The sequence below is a fragment of the Streptosporangium sp. H13245 genome (assembly GCF_055690525.1).
This window is the reverse complement of sequence record NZ_JBSZKT010000042.1, coordinates 30,654-52,158: the sequence shown is the minus strand read 5'-3', so window position 1 is coordinate 52,158 and position 21,505 is coordinate 30,654. Positions and strand designations below refer to the sequence as shown.

At 71.4% G+C, this 21,505-nt stretch carries 17 protein-coding genes; 12 read left to right on the top strand and 5 right to left on the bottom strand.

Going from position 1 to position 21,505, the window contains the following annotated elements; genetic code table 11:
* Nucleotides 1-60: 60 nt before the first annotated feature.
* The 6 genes from kdpF (at nt 61) to ACW9TB_RS34630 (ending at nt 8,124) form a co-directional block, all read left to right on the top strand.
* Nucleotides 61-150, top strand: coding sequence for a K(+)-transporting ATPase subunit F (kdpF, locus tag ACW9TB_RS34655; protein WP_327588424.1), 90 nt, complete (start codon nt 61-63; stop codon nt 148-150).
* Nucleotides 150-1,814 (top strand): potassium-transporting ATPase subunit KdpA, encoded by a 1,665-nt coding sequence (kdpA, locus tag ACW9TB_RS34650; protein WP_472752334.1) that lies wholly within the window; start codon nt 150-152, stop codon nt 1,812-1,814. Before kdpF ends, kdpA begins: the two co-directional genes overlap by 1 nt.
* Nucleotides 1,814-3,931: a potassium-transporting ATPase subunit KdpB gene (kdpB, locus tag ACW9TB_RS34645; RefSeq protein WP_472752333.1), complete on the top strand. Its 2,118-nt coding sequence runs from the start codon at nt 1,814-1,816 to the stop codon at nt 3,929-3,931. The genes kdpA and kdpB overlap by 1 nt, the downstream gene beginning before the upstream one ends.
* Nucleotides 3,931-4,767 carry a potassium-transporting ATPase subunit C gene (locus tag ACW9TB_RS34640; protein WP_472752332.1) on the top strand — a complete coding sequence of 279 codons (837 nt, stop codon included), beginning with the start codon at nt 3,931-3,933 and terminating at the stop codon, nt 4,765-4,767. The genes kdpB and ACW9TB_RS34640 overlap by 1 nt, the downstream gene beginning before the upstream one ends.
* Nucleotides 4,764-7,316 (top strand): DUF4118 domain-containing protein, encoded by a 2,553-nt coding sequence (locus ACW9TB_RS34635; RefSeq protein ID WP_472752331.1) that lies wholly within the window; start codon nt 4,764-4,766, stop codon nt 7,314-7,316. The genes ACW9TB_RS34640 and ACW9TB_RS34635 overlap by 4 nt, the downstream gene beginning before the upstream one ends.
* Before the next feature lie 139 nt (nt 7,317-7,455).
* Nucleotides 7,456-8,124, top strand: coding sequence for a response regulator (locus ACW9TB_RS34630; RefSeq protein WP_472752330.1), 669 nt, complete (start codon nt 7,456-7,458; stop codon nt 8,122-8,124).
* Between the two features lie 246 nt (nt 8,125-8,370).
* Here the strand turns inward: ACW9TB_RS34630 and ACW9TB_RS34625 are convergent, their stop codons facing one another.
* The 4 genes from ACW9TB_RS34625 to ACW9TB_RS34610 form a co-directional block, all read right to left on the bottom strand.
* Nucleotides 8,371-10,167, bottom strand: coding sequence for a pentapeptide repeat-containing protein (locus tag ACW9TB_RS34625; protein ID WP_472752329.1), 1,797 nt, complete (start codon nt 10,165-10,167; stop codon nt 8,371-8,373).
* Nucleotides 10,168-10,499: 332 nt separating this feature from the next.
* Nucleotides 10,500-11,849 (bottom strand): cation:proton antiporter, encoded by a 1,350-nt coding sequence (locus ACW9TB_RS34620; RefSeq protein WP_472752328.1) that lies wholly within the window; start codon nt 11,847-11,849, stop codon nt 10,500-10,502.
* A gap of 204 nt (nt 11,850-12,053) precedes the next feature.
* Entirely contained in the window at nt 12,054-13,253 is a 1,200-nt protein-coding gene (locus ACW9TB_RS34615; protein ID WP_472752327.1) for a hypothetical protein, read from the bottom strand.
* A gap of 226 nt (nt 13,254-13,479) precedes the next feature.
* Nucleotides 13,480-14,040 carry a TetR/AcrR family transcriptional regulator gene (locus ACW9TB_RS34610; RefSeq protein WP_472752326.1) on the bottom strand — a complete coding sequence of 187 codons (561 nt, stop codon included), beginning with the start codon at nt 14,038-14,040 and terminating at the stop codon, nt 13,480-13,482.
* A 93-nt stretch (nt 14,041-14,133) separates the two neighbouring features.
* Here ACW9TB_RS34610 and ACW9TB_RS34605 point away from each other — a divergent pair, with 93 nt between their 5' ends.
* From ACW9TB_RS34605 to ACW9TB_RS34580, 6 genes are all read left to right on the top strand, one after another.
* Nucleotides 14,134-15,378 (top strand): MFS transporter, encoded by a 1,245-nt coding sequence (locus ACW9TB_RS34605; protein WP_472752325.1) that lies wholly within the window; start codon nt 14,134-14,136, stop codon nt 15,376-15,378.
* Nucleotides 15,379-15,427: 49 nt separating this feature from the next.
* Nucleotides 15,428-16,264, top strand: a complete 837-nt coding sequence (locus ACW9TB_RS34600) for an aldo/keto reductase (RefSeq protein ID WP_472752324.1) — start codon at nt 15,428-15,430, stop codon at nt 16,262-16,264.
* A gap of 295 nt (nt 16,265-16,559) precedes the next feature.
* On the top strand, nt 16,560-17,399 hold the full coding sequence (locus tag ACW9TB_RS34595) for an alpha/beta hydrolase (protein ID WP_472752323.1): 840 nt from the start codon (nt 16,560-16,562) through the stop codon (nt 17,397-17,399).
* Between the two features lie 210 nt (nt 17,400-17,609).
* Nucleotides 17,610-18,038: an RrF2 family transcriptional regulator gene (locus tag ACW9TB_RS34590; protein WP_344919484.1), complete on the top strand. Its 429-nt coding sequence runs from the start codon at nt 17,610-17,612 to the stop codon at nt 18,036-18,038.
* 127 nt (nt 18,039-18,165) lie between these two features.
* Entirely contained in the window at nt 18,166-19,110 is a 945-nt protein-coding gene (locus ACW9TB_RS34585) for a sulfite exporter TauE/SafE family protein (protein ID WP_472752322.1), read from the top strand.
* Nucleotides 19,111-19,493: 383 nt separating this feature from the next.
* The gene (locus tag ACW9TB_RS34580; RefSeq protein WP_472752321.1) at nt 19,494-20,420 is read left to right on the top strand and encodes an LLM class flavin-dependent oxidoreductase; all 927 of its coding nucleotides are present in this window, start codon (nt 19,494-19,496) and stop codon (nt 20,418-20,420) included.
* A 42-nt stretch (nt 20,421-20,462) separates the two neighbouring features.
* On the opposite strand, the gene ACW9TB_RS34575 is transcribed toward ACW9TB_RS34580, so the two are convergent.
* The gene (locus ACW9TB_RS34575; RefSeq protein WP_472752320.1) at nt 20,463-21,491 is read right to left on the bottom strand and encodes an S-methyl-5-thioribose-1-phosphate isomerase; all 1,029 of its coding nucleotides are present in this window, start codon (nt 21,489-21,491) and stop codon (nt 20,463-20,465) included.
* Nucleotides 21,492-21,505 lie beyond the last annotated feature (14 nt).

Sequence of the window (21,505 nt, the reverse complement as noted above, 5' to 3'; positions counted from 1 at the left end):
CGCCCTGACGATCACGGTTTTCGTGATCCTCGGGCTGGTCGTCAGGGCGGTGGAACGGTTGTGAGTGCCGTCAACGCCGCAGGTCTGGTCGTGGTCGCCGGTCTGGTGATCTTCATGGTCGCGGCCCTGCTCTTCCCGGAGCGCTTCTGATGATCTCCTCGGCCACGGCGGGGATCCTGTTCGTCGGATCCCTAGTCGCCGCCCTCGCGCTGGTCCACCGGCCGCTGGGCGATTATATGTACCGCGTCTACACCGGCACGAGACACCTCGCCGTCGAACGGGTGATCTACCGGCTCGTCGGCGTCCGGCCGGACGCCGAGCAGCGGTGGGGCGTCTACGCCCGCGCCCTGCTGGCGTTCTCGGCGATCTCCATCCTGTTCCTCTACGGGCTGCAGCGGCTGCAGGACAGGCTGTTCCTGTCGCTGGGCCTCGCCCCGGTGCCCGACCACGTCGCCTGGAACACCGCCGTCAGCTTCGTCACCAACACCAACTGGCAGGCGTACTCGGGTGAGTCGACCATGGGCCACCTGGTGCAGATGTCCGGCCTGGCGGTGCAGAACTTCGTGTCCGCCGCGGTGGGCATGGCGGTGGCGATCACGCTGGTCCGCGGCTTCGCCCGCAAGAAGACCGACGAGCTCGGCAACTTCTGGGTGGACCTGGTCCGCGGCACCGTCCGCATCCTGCTGCCGATCGCCGTCGTCGGCGCGGTCGTGCTGCTGGCGGGCGGCCTGGTCCAGAACTTCGCCGCCCCGCACGAGGTGACCACCCTGACCGGCGGCACCCAGGCGATCACCGGCGGCCCGGTGGCCAGCCAGGAGATCATCAAGGAGCTGGGCAACAACGGCGGCGGGTTCTACAACACCAACTCGGCCCACCCGTTCGAGAACGCCACCGCCTGGACCAACTGGGTCGAGATCTTCGCGATCTTCCTCATCCCGTTCGCGCTGCCCCGCACGTTCGGCCGGATGGTCGGCGACACCCGGCAGGGCTACGCGATCGTCGCGATCATGGGGACCCTGGCGCTGGCGAGCGTCGCGCTGCTGACCGGGCTGGAGATCGCCCACGGCGGCACGGTCCCGCAGGCGGTGGGCGCGGCGATGGAGGGCAAGGACGTGCGCTTCGGCGTGCCCAACTCCGGTACCTTCGCCGCCGCCACCACGCTCACCTCCACCGGCGCGGTCAACTCCTTCCACGACTCGTTCACCGCGCTCGGCGGCATGCTCACGATGTTCAACATGATGCTCGGCGAGGTCGCCCCCGGCGGCGCGGGCGCGGGCCTGTACGGCATGCTTGTCCTCGCCGTGATCACGGTCTTCGTGGCCGGGCTCATGGTCGGCCGCACCCCCGAGTACCTGGGCAAGCGGATCGGCTCCCGCGAGATCAAGTTCGCCGCGATGTACTTCCTGGTCACCCCGCTGCTCGTGCTGACCGGCACGGCGCTGGCGATGGGCTCGGCCGAGCGGCGGGCGAGCATGCTCAACAGCGGCCCGCACGGCTTCTCCGAGGTGCTGTACGCCTTCACCAGCGCGTCCAACAACAACGGCTCCGCGTTCGGCGGCCTCACCGTCAACACGCCGTGGTACGACGTGGCGCTCGGCCTGTGCATGGCCTTCGGCCGGTTCCTGCCGATCATCTTCGTTCTCGCCCTGGCCGGATCCCTGGCCGGGCAGGCACCGGTGCCCGTCTCGGCGGGCACGCTGCCCACGCACCGCCCGCAGTTCGTCGGCATGGTCGTCGGCGTGACGGTGATCCTCGTCGCGCTGACCTTCCTGCCCGCCCTGGCGCTCGGCCCGCTCGCGGAAGGAATCCAGTGATGTCCCCCCAGCCGCGTACCCCCGCCCCCGGGGACGGAAAGGTGGGCGGCGGCCTGCTCGATCCCCGGCAGCTGGTCACCTCGCTGCCCGAGGCTGCCAGGAAGCTCAACCCGGCCACGCTCTGGCGCAACCCGGTGATGCTGATCGTCGAGATCGGCGCGGCCTTCACCACGGTGCTCGCCGTACTCGAACCATCCTTCTTCGCCTGGGCCACCGTGGTGTGGCTCTGGCTGACGGTGATCTTCGCCAACCTGGCCGAGGCCGTCGCCGAGGGGCGCGGCAAGGCCCAGGCGGCGACCCTGCGCGCCGCCAAGCGCGACACCACGGCCCGGCGGCTGCGCGGGCGCGACTCCACCGAGTGGGACGTCGTCGGAGCCCCCGAACTCCTGCGCGGCGACTTCGTCGTCGTGGAGGCCGGGGAGATCATCCCCGGTGACGGCGACGTGGTCGACGGCATCGCCTCGGTGGACGAGTCGGCCATCACCGGCGAGTCCGCCCCGGTCATCCGCGAGTCGGGCGGCGACAGGTCGGCGGTGACCGGCGGCACCAAGGTGCTGAGCGACCGGATCGTCGTCCAGATCACCCAGCGGCCCGGCGAGAGCTTCATCGACCGGATGATCGCCCTGGTCGAGGGCGCCGACCGGCAGAAGACGCCCAACGAGATCGCCCTCAACATCCTGCTCGCCGCCCTGACGATCATCTTCCTGGTCGCCACCGCGACCATGCAGCCGCTGGCGATCTACGCCAAGGCCCAGAACCCCGGCGTACCGGACTCGCTCGCCCTCACCGGGGACGGCGTCACCGGCGTCGTACTGGTCGCGCTGCTGGTCTGTCTCATCCCGACCACCATCGGGGCGCTGCTGTCGGCGATCGGCATCGCGGGCATGGACCGGCTGGTCCAGCGCAACGTCCTCGCGATGAGCGGCCGCGCGGTCGAGGCCGCCGGGGACGTCAACACCCTGCTGCTGGACAAGACCGGCACCATCACGCTGGGCAACCGGCAGGCGTCGGAGTTCCTCACCGCCCCCGGCGTCTCCGCCGACGAGCTGGCGACGGCCGCGCAGCTGGCCAGCCTCGCCGACGAGACCCCCGAGGGCCGCTCCATCGTGGTCTACGCCAAGCAGGCGTACGGCCTGAGAGAGCGCGGCCCCGGAGAGCTCGCCCACGCCGAGTGGATCGGGTTCACCGCGCAGACCCGGATGAGCGGCGTCGACCTCGACGGCCGCCGGGTCCGCAAGGGCGCCGCCACCGCCGTGATGAAGTGGGTACGCGAGCACGGCGGCCACCCCACCGACGAGGTCGGCGGCATCGTCGACGCCGTCTCCGGCTCGGGCGGCACCCCGCTGGTCGTCGGGGAGGTCGTCGAGGGGAAGGCGCGCGTCCTGGGAGTCGTCCACCTCAAGGACGTCGTCAAGCAGGGCATGCGCGAGCGCTTCGACGAGATGCGCAGGATGGGCATCCGCACCGTCATGATCACGGGCGACAACCCGCTGACGGCGAAGGCCATCGCCGACGAGGCGGGCGTGGACGACTTCCTCGCCGAGGCCACGCCCGAGGACAAGCTCGCCCTGATCAGGTCGGAGCAGGAGGGCGGCAGGCTGGTCGCGATGACCGGCGACGGCACCAACGACGCGCCCGCGCTCGCGCAGGCCGACGTCGGGGTGGCGATGAACACCGGCACCTCGGCCGCCAAGGAGGCCGGGAACATGGTCGACCTCGACTCCAACCCGACCAAGCTCATCGAGATCGTCGAGATCGGCAAGCAGCTGCTCATCACCCGCGGCGCGCTCACGACCTTCTCGATCGCGAACGACGTCGCCAAGTACTTCGCGATCATTCCCGCGATGTTCGCGGCGGTCTACCCGGGCCTGGACGCGCTGAACGTGATGCGCCTGTCCAGCCCGCAGTCGGCGATCCTGTCGGCGGTCGTCTTCAACGCGGTCGTCATCGTGGCGTTGATCCCGCTCGCCCTGCGCGGCGTGCGCTACCGCCCCTCCAGCGCGTCGAAGCTGCTCAGCCGCAACCTCTACGTCTACGGCCTGGGCGGCATCGTCGTGCCCTTCGTCGGCATCAAGCTCATAGACCTTCTCGTCCAGTTCCTTCCGGGGATGTCGTAATGGAACGCCTGCCCAGCTGGATCCGCCAGCATCTCGCCGCGCTCCGCGCGCTGCTCGTCCTCACCCTGGTCACCGGGGCCGTCTACCCGCTGGTGGTCACCGGCGTCGCCCAGACCGTGTTCAACGCCGGGGCCAACGGCTCCCTCGTCCAGAAGGACGGCAGGGACGTGGGCAGCGCGATCGTCGGCCAGCGCTTCACCGACGCCGACGGCAGACCGGTCGGCCGCTACTTCCAGAGCCGCCCCTCGGTGGCCGGTGACGGCTACGACATGCTCTCCACCGCCGCGAGCAACCTCGGGCCCGAGGACGTCGTGGACGTCCCGGGGGCCGACGGGAGACAGAGCCTGCTCACCCAGGTCTGCGCCCGCTCCAGGGCCGTCGGGGAGCTGGAGGGGGTGAGCGGCGCCCGGCCGTACTGCACGCCCGACGGGGTCGGCGCCGTGCTGAAGGTCTTCCCCGTCGTCGGCACCCCCACCCGGGCCGTCAGCGTCAACCAGACCTGCCCCGCGACCCCGTTCGCCGCCGAGTACCGGGGCGTGCGGGTCGAGTGCGCCAGGCCCGGCGAGGACTACGCGGCCGGGCGCACCGTCCCGGTCCGCGGCACGGCCAGGGCCGTGGTGCCCGCCGACGCGGTCACCGCCAGCGGCTCCGGCCTCGACCCGGACATCTCCGTCGCGTACGCCGACCTCCAGGCGGCCCGGGTGGCGAGGGAGCGCGGCGTGCCCGTGGAGAGGGTGAGACAGCTGATCGCGGCGAACACCACCGGCCGCGCCCTCGGTTTCATGGGCGAACCGGCGGTGAACGTCCTGGAACTCAACCTGGCGCTCGACCGATGAGAAGGGGGCGGGGGCGGCTGCGCATCTACCTCGGGGCGGCACCGGGCGTCGGCAAGACGTACACGATGCTCTGCGAGGGCCGCCGCCGCCTCGACAGGGGCACCGACGTCGCCGTGGGTCTCGTCGAGACCCACGGCCGCCCCCGCACCGCGGAACTGCTCGACGACATGGAGGTCGTCCCGCGCAGGAGCATGGTCCACCGGGGGAGCGTGTTCACCGAGCTGGACGTGGACGCCGTCATCGCCAGGAGGCCCAGGGTCGCCCTGGTCGACGAGCTGGCCCACACCAACGTGCCGGGCTCGCGCAACGCCAAACGCTGGCAGGACATCGAGGAGATCCTCGACGCGGGCATCGACGTCATCTCCACCGTCAACATCCAGCACCTGGAGTCGCTCAACGACGTGGTCGAGGAGATCACCGGGGTGGTCCAGCGCGAGACGGTACCCGACGAGGTGGTGCGCCGCGCCGACCAGGTGGAGCTGGTGGACATGGCCCCTGAGGCGCTGCGGCGGCGGATGGCCCACGGCAACGTGTACGCGCCGGAGAAGGTCGACGCGGCGCTGTCGAACTACTTCAGGGTCGGCAACCTGACCGCGCTGCGCGAGCTGGCGCTGCTGTGGGTGGCGGGCAAGGTCGACGACCAGCTCGACCGCTACCGCGCCGAGCACGGCATCGCGGGCACCTGGGAGGCCCGCGAGCGCGTCGTGGTCGCGCTGACCGGCGGCCCGGAGGGCGACACGCTGGTACGGCGGGCCGCCAGGATCGCGGACAGGAGCAAGGGGGCCGACCTGCTGGCCGTGCACGTCACGCGCGCCGACGGCCTGGCCGGGGCCGACCCCGCGAGCACCGCCCGCCAGCGCACCCTGGTGGAGGACATGGGTGGCACCTACCACCAGGTCGTCGGCGACGACGTACCGACCGCCCTGCTGGACTTCGCCCGCGGCGTCAACGCCACCCAGCTGGTGCTGGGGGCCTCCCGGCGCGGCCGGTTCGCCCAGATCCTCTCCCGGGGGGTCGGGGTGACCACGACCGCGCGGTCCGGATCCATCGACGTCCACATGATCACCCACGACGGGGTGAGGAGGGGACGCGACCGCGCCCCGTCGCGGGCCGCGCTGACCCGCACCCGCCGGGTGGCGGGCTGGCTCCTCGCGATCCTCGGGCTGCCGCTCCTCACCCTGGCGCTGCTCCCCTTCCGCGACGACGTGAACCTGCCGAGCGACATACTGCTCTTCCTGCTCATGGTGGTGATCGTCGCCCTGGTGGGAGGCATGTGGCCGGCCGTCACCGCCGCCGTGCTCGGCTTCCTGCTGCTCAACTACTTCTTTACGGCGCCCGTCGACCGCTTCACCATCGCCGACCCGGAGAACCTGTTCGCGCTCAGCGTCTACGTGCTGGTGGCCGTCATGGTGAGCGCGGTCGTGGACGTCGCCGCCCGCCGCACCCGGGAGGCGGCCCGCGCCCGCGCCGACGCGGAGGTCCTCTCCACCCTGGCCGGGCACGTGCTCCGTGGCGAGCACGCGCTCGCCTCGCTGCTCGCCCGCCTGAGGGAGACCTTCGGGCTCGCCTCGGTCACCCTGCTGGAACGCACCGGCGACCAGGGGCCCGACGACCAGTCCGACCCCGAGGCGTGGCGGATCGTGGCCACCGCCGGTGACGCGCCCTGCACCTGCCCGGGGGGCGCGGACACCGACGTGGTCATCGACGAGCGGCTCGTCCTGGCCATCCGGGGCAGACTGCTGGAGGCGTCCGACCGGCGGGTGCTGGAGGCGTTCGCCGCCGAGGCGGCGGTGGCGCTGCGGCAGGACCGGCTGTCGGAGGAGGCGGAGCAGGCCAGGCCGCTGGCCGAGGCCGACAGGATGCGTACCGCGTTGCTCGCCGCCGTCAGCCACGACCTGCGCACCCCGCTCGCCTCGGCCAAGGCCGCCGTGGAGAGCCTGCGCAACACCGGCATCGACTGGTCCCCCGAGGACAGGGAGGAGTTGCTCGCCACCGCCGACGAGTCCCTGGCCAAGCTGGACCGCCTCGTCGCGAACCTGCTCGACATGAGCCGCCTCCAGGCGGGGGTGCTCGGGCTCACGCTGGAGCCGACCGCGCTTGAGGACATCGTGCCGCGCGCCGTCGACGACCTCGGCCCCCTGTCCGGGCGGATCGAGACGGACCTCTCCGTCGAGCTGCCCGAGGTCGTCGCCGACCAGGCACTGCTGGAACGGATCCTGGTCAACCTCATGTCCAACGCCGTCCGCTACAGCCCCGAGGGCCGCAAGGTCCTCGTCACGGCCAGCGAGTACGGCGACCAGGTGGAGATCCGCGTCGTCGACCGGGGGACGGGCATCCCGCCCGACGCCTACGACCGGGTCTTCATGCCCTTCCAGCGGCTCGGCGACCGCGACAACCACACCGGCGTCGGCCTGGGCCTCGCGCTCTCCCGAGGACTCGCCGAGGCGATGGCCGGAACCCTGCTACCGGACGAGACACCAGGGGGTGGACTCACCATGATCCTGACACTTCCCATTTCCTCCCGCTCACGGGCGGTGGAACAGCCATGATTCCCTCTTTCCCTGTGCGCGCGGATGGTGGAACGGCGATGATTCCCGCTTTCCTCCCGCTCGTGGACGCTGGAACGGCCATGAACCTGACGCCTCTCGTTTCCTCCCGCTCGTGGACGCGTCCCGTGGTGGAACGACCATGACCCGCGTCCTCGTCGTCGACGACGAGCCCCAGCTCCTGCGCGCCCTGCGCATCAACCTCGCCGCGCGCCACTACGACGTGGCCGTGGCCCCCGACGGCGGCGGGGCCCTGCGCCAGGCCGCCGACTGGCACCCCGACCTGGTCGTGCTCGACCTCGGCCTGCCCGACCTCGACGGGGTCGACGTCATCCACGGCCTGCGCGGCTGGACCACCGTCCCGATCATCGTGCTCTCCGGCCGTACGGGAGGATCCGACAAGGTCGACGCGCTGGACGCCGGAGCCGACGACTACGTCACCAAGCCGTTCGGCATCGACGAGCTCCTCGCCCGCATCCGGGCCGTCTCCCGGCGCAGCGCGCTGCACGACGCGGAACTCGCCCAGATCCACATCGGCGACCGGGTCGTGGACCTGGTCGACAAGACCGTCTCCGACGGCGTACGGCTGACGCCCACCGAGTGGCACCTGCTGGAGATCCTGGTCCGCAACCCCGGCAAGCTCATCACCCAGCGGCAGCTGCTGACGGAGGTCTGGGGTGCCAAATATCTCAGGGAGACCCACTACCTGCGTCAGTACCTGGCCCAGATGCGCAAGAAGCTGGAACGGGACCCGGCCCGCCCGGTCCACCTGCTCACCGAGCCCGGCATGGGATACCGCTTCCAGCCCTGACGAGGTTGCCGGGGTGGTGCCTGGTCTCCTGTGGCACTCGGCGGGTGTCCGTCAGGAGGCCGGTTCCTGATCTCTCGCGGGGTACCACGCGAGGTTCCTATCCTGTGTGCTTCGGGGGGGTGCCCGACCTCCTGTGGCACTCCGCGCGTTTCCGTCAGGAGGCCGGGGGATTCCTGGCTTGTGTGCTTCCGGGGTGCCTCCTGGCCTCCTGTGGCATTCAGCGGGTGTCCGGCAGGAGGCCGGTGCCTACTTCGAGGGGCGTCCTCTCAGGGCGTCGCGTCCTCGGGCCACGATGAGGTCGACGGCCTTGACCTCGTCGATGTCGCGGGCGACGGCCAGCGCGTTCTTGGCCTCGTCGTAGGCGTCCAGGGCCCGCTGCCAGTTGACGCCGCCACCACCCTCGCCCTCGTCGGCCAGGCGGTCGATCTCCTCGCCCAGCCGCGTCACGTTCTCCTCCTGCGACCGCCTGAGCTTCTCCAGGCGGGCCGCCCGCCCGGCCGCCTCCAACCTGGCGGCCTTCCCGCGCCGCAGCCCGCGCGCCACCACCATGACCAGCACCCAGAGCGCGACCAGGCCCGCCAGGGAAAAGAAGATCACCCAGCCGATCGCCAGGCGGCTGGACGACCCCGACAGGTCGGCGTCCTCGGCGAAGTCGGTATCCACACCGGTGACCTCGGTGTCCGTGAAGACGGCGCCCCGCAGCTCGGCGAAGCTCAGGTCGGCGTCGGTCAGCGTCGCCCCACGGAAGACCGCGCCCTGGAACTTGCCGCTGCTCAGGTCGGCCCGCTCCATCCTGGCGCCGGTGAAGTCGGCCTGGTCGGCCCTGGCGCTGCCGAAGTCCGCGTCGCGCAGGTCGGCGCCGTTCAACTTCGCCTCCGTCAGGTCGGCGCTGCCGAACTCCGCTCCCGACAGGTCCGCCTTCGACAGGTTCGCCCCGGCCAGTTTGGCGCTGCCGAGCTCCGCTCTCGCCATGCGCGCCCCCGTCAGGTCGGCCCCCATCAGCTCCGCGCTGCCGAGCTTGGCGCGCTCCAGGCGCGCACCGCGCAGGTCGGCACCCTTGAGATAGCGGATCGTGGCCCCGGTGGCCGAGACGTCGCGCAGGATCGCCCGGTTCAGCTTGACGAGGCCCATGTTGACCCCGTCCAGCTTCGCGCCGGTCAGGTCGGCGCAGCTCAGGTCACGGGGGAAGTCGGTGACCGAGGTCAGGTCCCAGCCCGCGTACTTCTGCCCGCTGCCCGGCTCGCACGCCGGGTCGGGGGCCGGTAGGTCCCTGGGTACGCCCTTGCTGCCCGTCAGCCGCGCGCCCGTGACGTCGCCCAGCTCGGCCCCGCCGAGGTCGGCGCCCCGGAAGGTCGCGCCGTCCAGCACCGACCCGCGCAGCTGCGCGCCGCGCAGGTCGGCGTTCCGGAACACGGTTTTGATCATCGTGGAGTTGTACAGGCGGGTCTTGGCCGCCTTGAGGCCGGTGAGGTCGGCCCGGCGCATGTCCGTACCGTAGGCGTCGGCGTCGGTCAGGTCGACGCCGACCAGCTTCGCGTCGTCGAACTGGGCCGAGTACGTCTTGGCGCGCACCATCGTGGCCCCGCTCAGGTCGGCCCCCTCGAAGTGCGCGTAGTAGGGCAGGGAGTCGTCCAGGGTCGCCTCACGCAGGTCGGCGCCGCGCAGGTTCGCGTAGTACAGCTCCGCCTCCGACAGGTCGGCCCCGCGCAGCCTGGCCCCTGCCATCTCGGCGTTCCCGAGGCGGGTGCCCTTGAGCGAGGCGCCCCGCAGGTCGGCCCCGGTGAGGATGCTGCGCACGACCAGGCCGTCCAGCTTGGCCTTCCGCAGGTCGGCGCAGGACAGGTCGGCGGGCAGCGCGACCCGGGTGAGGTCCCTGCCCGCCAGCTTGGGACCGCTTCCCGGCCTGCACCCGGCCTCGGCTCCCGAGGTCGCCCGGATGTCTACGACGGTGTTCTGAGCGACGCGGGCCGATGCCGCCGGGGTGGGCAGCAGGGCGGCCGACAGGATCGCGGCCCCGGAGAGCAGGCGGATAAGGCTGGACATGTCTCTCTCAATGTCTCCCCCGAGGCGCGCGGATCCGACCGGCGGGGGAGAGGCGTGGCCGGGCGGGAGTTCGTGGACAGACCGGTGCGGGTGACACCCCCGCCCGAGGGACCATACGGGAACGCGCCTCTTTATAGGAGGGCCCGGTTGCGGCCCGCTTGCGAACCGCCTTCTGTCCCCGATCCCGTTCACCGTGCCGTGAACCGTCCTCCGTCCCGGTCCCCCGCCGTATCGCGAACCGCCCTCCCGCCCCGGCTTCTTTCCGTGCGATGCGCGGTGCCGTGAATCCCCGCCGCGCATCGCCGTACCGCGTGTCTCGGTACGCGGTGCCGCTACAGCGGCTCCGGGCCGTTCGCCGGGGACTGTTTCGCCCAGGCGAGCTGCTCGTTTCCGCGCAGCTCCTCCTCGGCGGTCTGCTCCACCCTGGCCATGGCCCAGCGCAGGATCGGCGGCGCCATGAGCGAGGTCACGATCGCCACCAGCACGATGATCGTGTAGACCTCGACGCTGAGGATGCCCAGCCGCAGGCCCACCATGGCCACGACCACCTCGATCACGCCCCGCGCGTTGAGCCCCGCGCCCAGCGCCAGGGCTTCCCACCGGTTGAGCTTGCTGGCGCGCGCTCCCGCGTACGCCCCGACGAACTTGCCGATGATGGCCACGGCCAGGATGCCGAGCCCGGCGAGCAGGACCAGCGGGTCGGTCAGGGACGTCAGGTCCATGCGCAGCCCGGCGGTGGCGAAGAAGATCGGCGCGAAGCCGGAGAGCACCACCGTACGCAGCGGGGCGAGCCGCGCGGGGTTGACGCCGCCCGCGGAGCCGATCAGGATGCCGCACACGAAGGCGCCGAAGACGGCCTCCAGTCCCATCGCGTGCGTGGCGGCGGCGGAGAGCAGGAGCAGCACGGCGGCGGTCGCGACGGCCGAGCCGGGGTCGTCCTGGTTCCGGGAGGTGAGCCGGAACGCGTGCCGTACCAGCGGGCGGCCCACGGTGAGCGCGAAGACCACGACCGCCAGCAGGCAGGCGAGCGAGACCAGCACGTTCCCGGCGCGCAGGCCGGTGGTGGCCATCGCCGACACGATCGACAGCATGAACCAGCCGAACGCGTCGTCGATCATTCCCGCGGCCAGCGTGAGCTGCCCGACGTTGCGGTGGAGCAGACCCATGTCCATGAGGGTCTTGGCGATGACCGGGATGGCGCTGACGCACATCGCGACGCCGAGGAAGAGCGCGAAGACCAGCGTCTCCGTTCCGGTGGGAATGAGCGTGGCCGGGAGCAGGAAACCGGCGCCGACACCGAACGCGAGCGGTACCAGCAGCCCACCGGCGCTGACACCGGCGGCCGTCGCGCCCCGGCGCCGGATCAGCCCCATGTCCATGTGGATTCCGGTGATGCCGACGAGCAGCAGCACGCCGATCTGCCCGACCGCGTCGAGCAGGTGGAACTGGGCGCTGTCCTGCGGGAACAGCCAGGTGGACAGGCCCGGCGCGACGTGCGCGAGGAACGACGGGCCCAGGAGTACGCCGACGAACAGCTCGCCGACGACGGCGGGCATGCCGAGCCGCCTGGCGAGACGGCCGAAGACGAGGGCGAGCAGCAGGAGCAGCCCGACCTGGAGTAAGAAGATCAGCAGTTGGTGCGCGGCGATCGGCGCCACCGGCGCCGCGAGCGAGACGTGCACGACAGACCCCTCCGGTCTCTCACAAGGCACCACCCTGTCTCCCCAGTCAGGACGGTACGGCGTAGAGCCTGACAAAACGAAGATCGGCAATCAATCCTTGAAGAGTTACCCAAAATATGCGTTGGCACGTGTGTCGCATGTTTTGTGAGAGGCATCACCTGGTCAACCGTGTTTCATCCGCGGATGTCAGGGCGTGACGTGTATTCAGGCGCCTCCTCGGGCCGCGGAGTGGAATGGTTCCGGGTGCCCGTCCTCCGTCTCCGACGGCCGGGGCACGACCTCGCGGTCGGCGGGACGCGCCCAGCAGGTGACGGCGGGGGCAGGGCCGACGGGAGCGCCGTCCCGGAAGAGCATCCGCAGGACGCGGGGAAGCTCGCCGGTGCGGTCCAGGCCGAGGTCGTGCACCAGCACCGTCGCGGGCCGCGTCCGGGCGACGGTGTCGGCCAGCTCGACGAGCCCGGTGGGGGAACCGGCGGACGGCGGCGACGTCAGGGCCAGGAACCGGGCGCCCATGTCATCGGCGAACCGCGCGAGCCGTGCCCCGTCCAGAGCGCGTGCCACGCCGTCGCCCGTGGGAGAACCGGGGAACACCAGCTCGCCCCGGTCGCCGGAGAGCCGACCCGGGCCCACGAGGTGAACCACGTCCGCGGACCTCCCCGCCAGTGCCGCCCCGATCCAGTTGAGCCACGGGTCACCGGGACGCGGTGCCAGGGCCACAGGCGGGTCGTGGACCACGATGCCGGGACGACGCGCCACGAGCCCGCGTACCCGCCCCGCGCTGTCCCGGCCGGTGAACACGTGCACGCTCACCCGGTGGCCGGTGCCGTCGTGCCACTGCTCGGCGATGTCCGCCAGGTCGGGCGCGAACACGGGACCGCCCGCGCAGAGCACCACCCGCAGGTGGCCGCCGGGCGTCGGCGGGCGCGGCGTGAGGTACGGCGTGCGCAGGACGGTCCTGGCCAGCGACGTCGACAGCAGCCGTTCCCAGGGAAACAGGCGCAGGTGGTCGCGCGGGCTCCGGACGTCGAGCCAGAGCCGGGAGTTCCCGCCCTCGTCCGCCCCCAGCGCCCCGCCGACCGCGCGCAACACCTCACCAGGCACGGTGAACCCGTCCGAGGTGAACTCGTCCGAGGTGAATCCGTACTCGGGGAACCTGTCCGCGCCGAACCCGTCTGCGGTGACCCCGTCCGCAGTGCCCCCATACTCGGTGAAACCGGCTGTGGTGAACCCGTCTCCGGGGGGCTCGCCGGTCGGCGTCGCCTTGTCCGGTACGCCGAACAGCCGGGCGGGCCAGGACGCGCTCCATCGCCGTGCCGGGTCCCGGTGCGGCACCTCCAGGATCACCCAGTGCTCGCCCGCGGCCCTTTTCTCCAGCCGCGCACGCAGTGTGGGCGCCTCCTCCATGATCACTTCCTTACCGGGGAGAGGGATGCTGGTTCTCCACCGGGACGGGACGCGCCTCACGGGGTTCGCGCCTCGTCAAGGACGGCCCCCGTCGTGAACCGCTCCTTCGCCCGGTACGGCGATGATGGGCCGTACGGGGCGCGGGAGACCTGAGTAGGCCCCTACTCAACCCTCATCGGGGGCCAGCGGTGTCGTTCACCCCAGACCTTCAGCGGCTACTCGACCCTCATCGGGCGTCCAGCAGGGTGTGGACCAGGGCGCGGCCGTAGCCGGGCGCGAGGGTGTCGCTCATGAACAGGACCCGGTACATCATCGGCGCGAGCACGTGGTCCCGCACCGCGTCCAGCGCGGGCACGTCCTCGCCGCGCCCGGCGGCGCGGGTGAGGATGGTCTCGATCTGACCGCTGGCGTACGCGCAGCACTGCCCGGTGCTCCTGCCGCCGTCGTCACCGGCGACCACGTCGCGGGCGACCGCGCGCCCGGTGGGGGAGGACATCTCCTCCAGCCACTCCTCCGCCCAGGCCGCGAGGTCGTCGCGCAGGCTCCCGAGGTCGGTCGGGGGGCCGTCGGGCCGCATGTGCTCAAGGGCGACGTCGGCCAGCAGTTCCTGCAGGTCACCCCACCTGCGGTAGACGGTCGAGGGGGTCACGCCCGCGCGGGCGGCGACGAGCGGCACGGTCAGGTCAGCCCGGTCGCGCTCGGTCAGGAGCTGACGGACCGCGTCGTGGACGGCCTGCTGCACCCGTGCGCTCCGGCCCCCGGTACGGACCGCCTGCCTCGTAGTCATGGGCCGAGCTTAACGCAAAATATTTGCTTCAGTGGTCCGCGGTGTGTACGTTTCTAACGCAAATCTTTTGCTTTAAAGCCTCGGGAGCCCCTCATGACCACCGTTTCCCCCGCGACGTCCCCCTCGGCTTCGAGGCCGCCTGCCCGCCGGGCCCGCTCGGGGACCGGCGTGGCCGTGATGCTCCTGGCGACGACCCTGACGACGTTCATGGCCGCCGCCAGCGCGCCCACCCCGCTGTACGCGGTGTACCAGGGGCACTGGGGCTTCTCCTCCAGCGTCCTGACCGCCGTCTACGCGATCTACGCCGTCAGCCTGCTGGTGGCCCTGCTCACCGTCGGATCCCTGTCGGACCACGTCGGGCGCCGCCCGGTGATCCTCGGGGCGGTGGCGCTCGAAACGGTCGCGATGGCGGTCTTCGCCTTCGCCGACGGGGTGCCCGCCCTGGTGGCCGCGCGCGTCCTCCAGGGTTTCGCGACCGGTGCCGCGACCGGGGCGCTGGGAGCGGGCCTGCTGGACGCCGACCGGACCCGCGGCCCGCTGGTCAACAGCGTGGCCCCCGCCCTGGGCCTGGCGGTGGGCGGCCTGGGGTCGAGCCTGCTCGTGCAGTATCTTCCCGCCCCGACGCGGACGGTGTTCGTCGTCCTGATCGTCGCGTTCGTGCTGCAGGGCGCCGGGATCCTCCTCCTGCCCGAGTCCGTCAGCCGCAAGGCGGGCGCGCTGGCCTCGCTGCGCCCGCACGTCAGCGTGCCCGCCGGGGCGCGCCGGACCCTGCTGATGGTCACCCCGATCACCGTGGCCGGGTGGGCGCTCGGCGGGTTCTACCTGTCCCTGGGGCCGTCCCTGGCGCGCGGCGTCACCGGCTCGGGCTCGATCGTGGTGGGCGGGCTGCTGGTCTTCGCGCTGACCTTCAGCGGAACCGTCGCGATCCTCGCCCTGCGTGCGGTCCCCGCCCCGCGCGCCATGCGGGTGGCCTCCGTACTCCTCGCCCTCGGGGTGATCGTGACCCTGCTCGGCGTGAACACCGGCTCGGGAGTGCTGTTCTTCGGGGGTACGGTCGTCGCCGGGCTGGGCTTCGGCGCGGGCTTCCAGAGCGCCGCGCGCACCCTGCTCCCGGCCGCGGCCCCGCACGAGCGGGCCGGGCTGATGGCCGCCTTCTTCATCGTCAGCTACCTCGCCATGAGCATCCCCGCCACCGTCGCCGGGATCGCCGCGGGCCGCCTGCCCCTCGTCGAGATCACCACGTACTACGGGGCCGTCCTCGCCGTCCTGGCCCTGGTGGCGCTGGCCGGGACGTTCCTCGTCCGCGACCGTCTCCCCGAGGTGGCGCGCACGGCGTGACCGCTCCCCGGCGGGGGCCCGGCCGGTCCGGCGTGGAAGGCTGTCAACCATGACTAATTTGGACATTCCCACGGTGAAGCTGGTGAACGGCGCGAACATCCCGCAGGTCGGCCTGGGCACCTGGCCCATGTCGGACGAGGAGGCGGAGGTGGCGGTCGCCGCCGCCGTCGAGATGGGCTACCGGCTGGTGGACACCGCCTACGCGTACCGCAACGAGACCGGGGTGGGGCGCGGGCTGCGGGCGAGTGGCGTGCCGAGGGAGGAACTGTTCGTCACCACCAAGCTGAACGGCGAATGGCACGGGTACGACGCCGCGCAGGAGGCGTACCAGGCCAGCCTGGACCGGCTCGGCCTCGACTACGCCGACCTCTACCTGATCCACTGGCCGCTGCCGCGCGAGGACCGCTACGTGGAGGCGTGGAAGGGCCTGGTCAAGCTGCTGCGGGACGGCCGCGTACGGGCGATCGGCGTGTCGAACTTCAAACCGGCGCACATCGACCGGCTGCTGGACGAGACCGGCGTGGTGCCCGACGTGAACCAGATCCAGCTCAACCCGTTCCACACCCGCGACGAGCCCCGTGCCTACGGCGCCGAGCACGGGATCGCCACCCAGTCCTGGGGTCCCATCGGGCAGGGTGGCGACCTGCTGGAACAGCCGGTCGTCACGGCCGCTGCCGAGCGGCACGGCAGGACCCCCGCCCAGGTCGTGCTGCGCTGGCACATCGAGCTCGGCCTGATCACGGTGCCGAAGTCGTCCAGCCCCGAGCGGATGAGGGCGAACGCCGAGATCTTCGACTTCACCCTCACCTCCGAGGAGGTCGCGGAACTGTCCTCCCTCGACCGGGGCGAGGCCGCCGCGACCGACTCCGACTCCGTCGGCCACTGACCTCGGCGGACCTCCTCCGCCGGGCACCGGCGGCCACCGCTGTACGCTACCTCTGAACGCCCCGCGCGGGACGCACACCGCCGGGGCCGCCGTCGACCAGGCCATCGCCTTCCCGCGCCTCGTGCTCGCCCAGTCCCGAGCCCGTGCCCTGAATCCCCGCCCTGAGCCCGTTTCCTGGGCTCGTGTCCCGGGCCTGTGTCCTGGACCCCGTCCTCCGGGCTTGTTTTCCAGGCCCGTCTCCGACCGGCGACCGTCACAGAAACAGACCGTCACAGAAACAGAAGGAGCCCCACGCATGTCCGTATCGCATGACGTCCAGCAGATCGAGCAGGCCAACTCCTCCGGCCGGACCCCGGTCGTCTTCGTCCACGGGCTGTGGCTGCTGCCCAGCAGCTGGGACCGGTGGGCCACCGTCTTCGCCGAGGCGGGCTACGCGCCGGTGACGCTCGGCTGGCCCGACGACCCCGACACCGTGGCCGAGGCCAAGGCCCATCCCGAGGTCTTCGCCGACAAGACCGTGGGCCAGATCGCCGACCACCTGGCCGACCTGATCGGCAAGCTGGAGCGCAGGCCCGCCGTCGTCGGCCACTCCTTCGGCGGCCTGCTCACCCAGATCCTGGCCGGACGGGGCCTGTCGGGCGCCTCCGTCGCGATCGACCCCGCCCCCTTCCGCGGCGTGCTGCCGCTGCCCGTCTCCGCCCTGCGCGCCTCCGCGCCCGTACTGGGCAACCCGGCCAACATCCACCGCGCCGTCCCGCTCACCTACGAGCAGTTCCGCTACGCCTTCGCCAACGCCGTCACCGAGGAGGAGGCCAAGGAGCTGTACGAGACCTTCTCCGTCGCGGCTCCCGGCGCCCCGCTGTTCCAGGCCGCCACCGCGAACTTCAACCCCTGGAGCGAGACCAAGGTCAACAGCAGGAATCCCGAGCGCGGCCCGCTGCTGATCATCTCGGGGGAGAAGGACAACACCGTCCCCTGGGCGATCGCCAACGCCTCCTACAAGAAGCAGAAGCGCAACGAGGCGGCGGTCACCGAGATCGTCGAGATTCCCGGCCGGGGGCACTCGCTCACCATCGACAGCGGCTGGCGCGAGGTCGCCGACACGGCCCTGACCTTCGTCCGGCGCTTCGTGTGATCGGCGGCCCCCGTAGCGGGGCCGCCCGACACGCAAGAGCTGTACGACACAGCCTGTACGACACGCGAGGGCCTGAGCGGGGCTCTCGCGGGCGCACCTGACCGCGAGAATAATTCACAGTTAACCTATAGAGATAGTAGATTTAATCGAGACCAGCCCACATGAGGTCATCGGCCAGAGGCAGAGGCACACCGTCGGGGGGACTTTCGGATGCACATCACGGCTCGGAGCGACTACGCCATAAGGGCGATGCTGGTCATCGCGCTGAGCGATCCCGCTCCGGTCAAGTCGGAGACGATGGCCCAGGCGCAGGAGATCCCGGCGAGTTTCCTGCGCGGCATCCTGACCGATCTGCGCCGCGCCGACCTCGTCTTCGCCCAGCGGGGTCACGAGGGCGGCTTCACGCTCACCCGGCCGCCCGTCGACATCTCCGTCGGGGACGTCCTGCGCGCCGTCGCGGGCGAGCTGACCTCGGTACGGGGGCTGCCGACCGGCGACGTGGCGTACTTCGGGGAGGCGGTGCGGCTGCGTACCGTGTGGCTGAACATCGAGACTTCCATCAGCGCCATCGTCGACACCGTCAGCCTGGCCGCCCTCCTGTCGCCGGTGGCCGAGGCGGGCAGGCGACGCAGGGCCTGACCCCGCGGGTGGGATGAAGATTCCCATACCTTGAGACGCCTTGCTCGAAACGTGACTTGACGTCGCCTTGGCATTCAATCACCATAATTCCTATCAACAGAGTAGGAAAAACAGGAAGGGGGGCGTTGTGCGTGCGCTCATCCTCTTAGGCCTGGTCGGCTTCGCGGCACAGCTCGTCGACGGCAGCCTCGGCATGGCCTACGGTGTCACCTCGACGACGCTGCTCCTGGCCATCGGCACCAACCCCGCTGCCGCCTCGGCCACCGTTCACCTCGCCGAGATCGGCACCACCCTCGCCTCCGGCATCTCCCACTGGCGTTTCAACAACATCGACTGGAAAGTCGTCGCGAAGATCGGTATCCCCGGCGCCGTCGGCGCGTTCGCGGGAGCGACCTTCCTGTCCGGTCTCTCCACCGAGGTCGCGGCCCCGGTCATGTCGATCATCCTGCTCGTGCTGGGGCTCTACGTCCTGATCCGCTTCACGGCCTTCGGCCTCCCGCGCGGCAACCTGGGCAAGCCGCTGCGCAAGCGCTTCCTCGCGCCCCTCGGTGTGGTCGCCGGATTCGTCGACGCCACCGGTGGCGGCGGCTGGGGCCCGGTCGGCACCCCGGCGATCCTCGCCAGCGGCCGTCTGGCGCCGCGCAAGGTGATCGGTTCCATCGACGCCAGCGAGTTCCTGGTCGCCGTCGCCGCCAGCATCGGCTTCTTCTACGGCATCGGCTCCGAGAGCATCAACTTCTCCTGGGTCGCCGTCCTGCTGATCGGCGGCGTCATCGCGGCCCCCATCGCCGCCTGGCTGGTCCGCCACATCCCGCCGCGCATCCTGGGCTCCGCCGTCGGCGGCGTCATCATCCTGACCAACGTCAGGACCCTGCTGCGCAGCGACTGGATCGACGCCTCCAGCGGCGTCCAGACCATCGCCTACATCACCATCGCCGTCATCTGGGCCGCCGCCATCGCCTACTCGGTCCGCGAGTACCGCCGTGACCGCGACAACGAGACGGTCGAGGCGATCGAGGAAGAGGAGAGGCGCCGCGCCGCGGAGCAGGAGACCGCCGGTACCGCCAGCTGAACCCGGCGGCGCCCCCGGGCGCCGTGCCCGTACGCACGAAGGCCCCTCTCACCGAAGTGAGAGGGGCCTTCGTGCCGTACCGCGTGGTCCCTCCCGTTCCCACTCCCGCTCCCGCGAGAAGACCCGGGGCGTGCGGTCCCGCGAGAAGGCTTGGCGCCCGTGTGCAAGCTGATCGCCAGGCGGATCGGGCGAGTCGTCGCCCCACGGGGACGATCATCGCCCACAGGGCCATGGCCTCGTGGCGCTCGGACAGGCGCCCACGGCCGCGGACGCACCGCCGGAGCCGAACCCGGCCGTGAGTGCGACAACCGGCGCGCTTGACTTCAACTCCGCTTCAGCTTCTAGCGTGGTCCGCAGTTCCGATCCGGACGCTCAGGAGGATCATGATGCGGATCAGCACCACCCTGCCCATGACGCAGGCCGGTGTGCCTGACATCGCGATGGCGCGTCACCTTGAAACCCTCGGCTACGACGCGGTCAGCATGGCCGATTTCATCGTCGGAGACGGGACGCCGGGCTTCGACGCCACGCTTGTCCTGGCGGCCGTCGCGACCGTGACCGACAGGATCGGTCTGGAGTTCGGCGTGCTCAGCCTCCCGCTGCGCCCTACCGCCTGGGTCGCTACGCAGATGCAGACACTTCAGCACCTGTCAGGCAACCGGGTTGTCCTTGGCGTCGGGATCGGGGGCTTCCCGGGTTCGCCGTTCTGGCGTGCGGTCGGGGCGCCACCCCAAGGTCGGGGGCGCTGGACCGACGAGGCGTTGCGGGCGTTGCCGGGCCTTATCCGTGGTGAGGCGACCAAGCTGGGCGAGGGTGAGGTCACCCTCGGCCCCGCCGCTCCGGTCCCGCCCATCCTCGTCGGGGGGAACTCCGAGGCGGCGATGCGCCGTGCCGTCCTTCACGGTGACGGCTGGGCACCCTCCTTGATCAGCCCCGCGGCCCTGGCCACGAAGGCGGTACGGCTACGTGAGATCGCCCACGAGCTCGGACGCCCGGTCCCGTCGATCTCCGTGGGAGGTCATGCGATCCTCGTCGACAACCCGGCCGCCATCGAGTCCTTCGTCCGCGTGCTGGTGGACGTGCATCGCATGGCGCCGGAGGAAGCGGAGGCCGTCCCGGTCACCGGCGGCCCGGAGCAGGTGGCGGAACGCCTCCACGCCTACTCGGAGGCCGGAGCCGACACGGTCGGACTCAGCCTTGACGGCGGGGACTGGACTCGGCAGGCGGAGACACTCGCGGAAGCCAGAGCGCGGCTGAGCCGTACCCGGACGGAGGAAGCGGACCGAGGACGATCGTCTGCGGGCACATGAGGACAGCGGACCTCACCCACCGGTTCTCCCTCCGTCCGAACGCTACGGCGACCCGAAGTGCTCGGACACCCGCTCGGCCCTGAAGACGCCGCGCTCGGTCGCGATTCCGGTCACCAGGTGCGGCGGGGTGGCGTCGAAGGCGGGGTAGTGGCCGGTGACGCCCTCGCCCGCGGTGCGCGCCCCCAGGACGTGCAGCACCTCGTCGCCGTTCCGCTGCTCGATGACGACGTCGTCGATCCCCGGTGCCTGCGGGTCGGGCGCGGGGATCAGCACGTAGTACGGGACGTCGAAGGCGCGGGCGGCGAGCGCCACCCCGAGCGTGCCGACCTTGTTCACCACGTGCCCGTCCATCGTCACCCGGTCCGCCGCGGTCAGCGCCACGTCGGCGAGTCCGTTGGCCAGCACCGAGGCGACCATCCCGTCGGTGATCAAGGTGGGCCGGTAGCCCATCTCCACCAGCGTCGGCGCGGTCAGCCGCGCCCCCTGCAGATAGGGCCGGGTCTCGGTGCAGACGAACTCCAGCCGCTTGCCCGCCTCCTGCGCGGCCTCGACGGTCGCGATCAGGTAGGCGTCGGCCCAGCAGTGGGTGAGGACGCGGGCGCCGTCCTCCAGCAGTGCCGCCGCGTGCCTGCCCAGGGCCGCGCTGCTCGCCCAGTAGGCCGCGTCGTGCTCGGCGGCGGCCAGGCGTATGGCCTCCACCAGCTCCTCGCCCGAGGACTCGGGCAGCGGCCCGTCCACGGTGGAGGCCAGGACCGCGTGGACGGCGTCGCGGATGTGGTTGTTCGTGGGCCGGGTCGAGATCAGCCGGTCGCCCGCCGCGCGCAGCCGCGCCGCGGCCAGGAGCGGCGGCTCGTGGCGCGCCTCGCGGGCGGCGAGCGCCATCCCGGCGGTCGCCGCGAAGGACGGCCCCGTGCTCTGCGTGACCATCTGCTCGATGGCCACCGCGACGTCCTCGCTGGTGGCGCAGTGCACCCAGCGGTGCTCGAAGGGGTAGACGCGGCGGTCGAGGATCTCCACGCCGTCATCGGTGATCCGGACGGAGTCGGCGAGAACGGGTCGTCTCCCGGTCATGCTCATGAGGCCTC

Bases quoted from the DNA above. Each gene is read 5' to 3' on its own strand.
- kdpA (WP_472752334.1), top strand. From the start codon at position 150: ATGATCTCCTCGGCCACGGCGGGGATCCTGTTCGTCGGATCCCTAGTC.
- kdpB (WP_472752333.1), top strand. From the start codon at position 1,814: ATGTCCCCCCAGCCGCGTACCCCCGCCCCCGGGGACGGAAAGGTGGGC.
- ACW9TB_RS34640 (WP_472752332.1), top strand. From the start codon at position 3,931: ATGGAACGCCTGCCCAGCTGGATCCGCCAGCATCTCGCCGCGCTCCGC.
- ACW9TB_RS34635 (WP_472752331.1), top strand. From the start codon at position 4,764: ATGAGAAGGGGGCGGGGGCGGCTGCGCATCTACCTCGGGGCGGCACCG.
- ACW9TB_RS34630 (WP_472752330.1), top strand. From the start codon at position 7,456: ATGACCCGCGTCCTCGTCGTCGACGACGAGCCCCAGCTCCTGCGCGCC.
- ACW9TB_RS34625 (WP_472752329.1), bottom strand. From the start codon at position 10,167: ATGTCCAGCCTTATCCGCCTGCTCTCCGGGGCCGCGATCCTGTCGGCC.
- ACW9TB_RS34615 (WP_472752327.1), bottom strand. From the start codon at position 13,253: ATGGAGGAGGCGCCCACACTGCGTGCGCGGCTGGAGAAAAGGGCCGCG.
- ACW9TB_RS34610 (WP_472752326.1), bottom strand. From the start codon at position 14,040: ATGACTACGAGGCAGGCGGTCCGTACCGGGGGCCGGAGCGCACGGGTG.
- ACW9TB_RS34605 (WP_472752325.1), top strand. From the start codon at position 14,134: ATGACCACCGTTTCCCCCGCGACGTCCCCCTCGGCTTCGAGGCCGCCT.
- ACW9TB_RS34600 (WP_472752324.1), top strand. From the start codon at position 15,428: ATGACTAATTTGGACATTCCCACGGTGAAGCTGGTGAACGGCGCGAAC.
- ACW9TB_RS34595 (WP_472752323.1), top strand. From the start codon at position 16,560: ATGTCCGTATCGCATGACGTCCAGCAGATCGAGCAGGCCAACTCCTCC.
- ACW9TB_RS34590 (WP_344919484.1), top strand. From the start codon at position 17,610: ATGCACATCACGGCTCGGAGCGACTACGCCATAAGGGCGATGCTGGTC.
- ACW9TB_RS34580 (WP_472752321.1), top strand. From the start codon at position 19,494: ATGATGCGGATCAGCACCACCCTGCCCATGACGCAGGCCGGTGTGCCT.
- ACW9TB_RS34575 (WP_472752320.1), bottom strand. From the start codon at position 21,491: ATGACCGGGAGACGACCCGTTCTCGCCGACTCCGTCCGGATCACCGAT.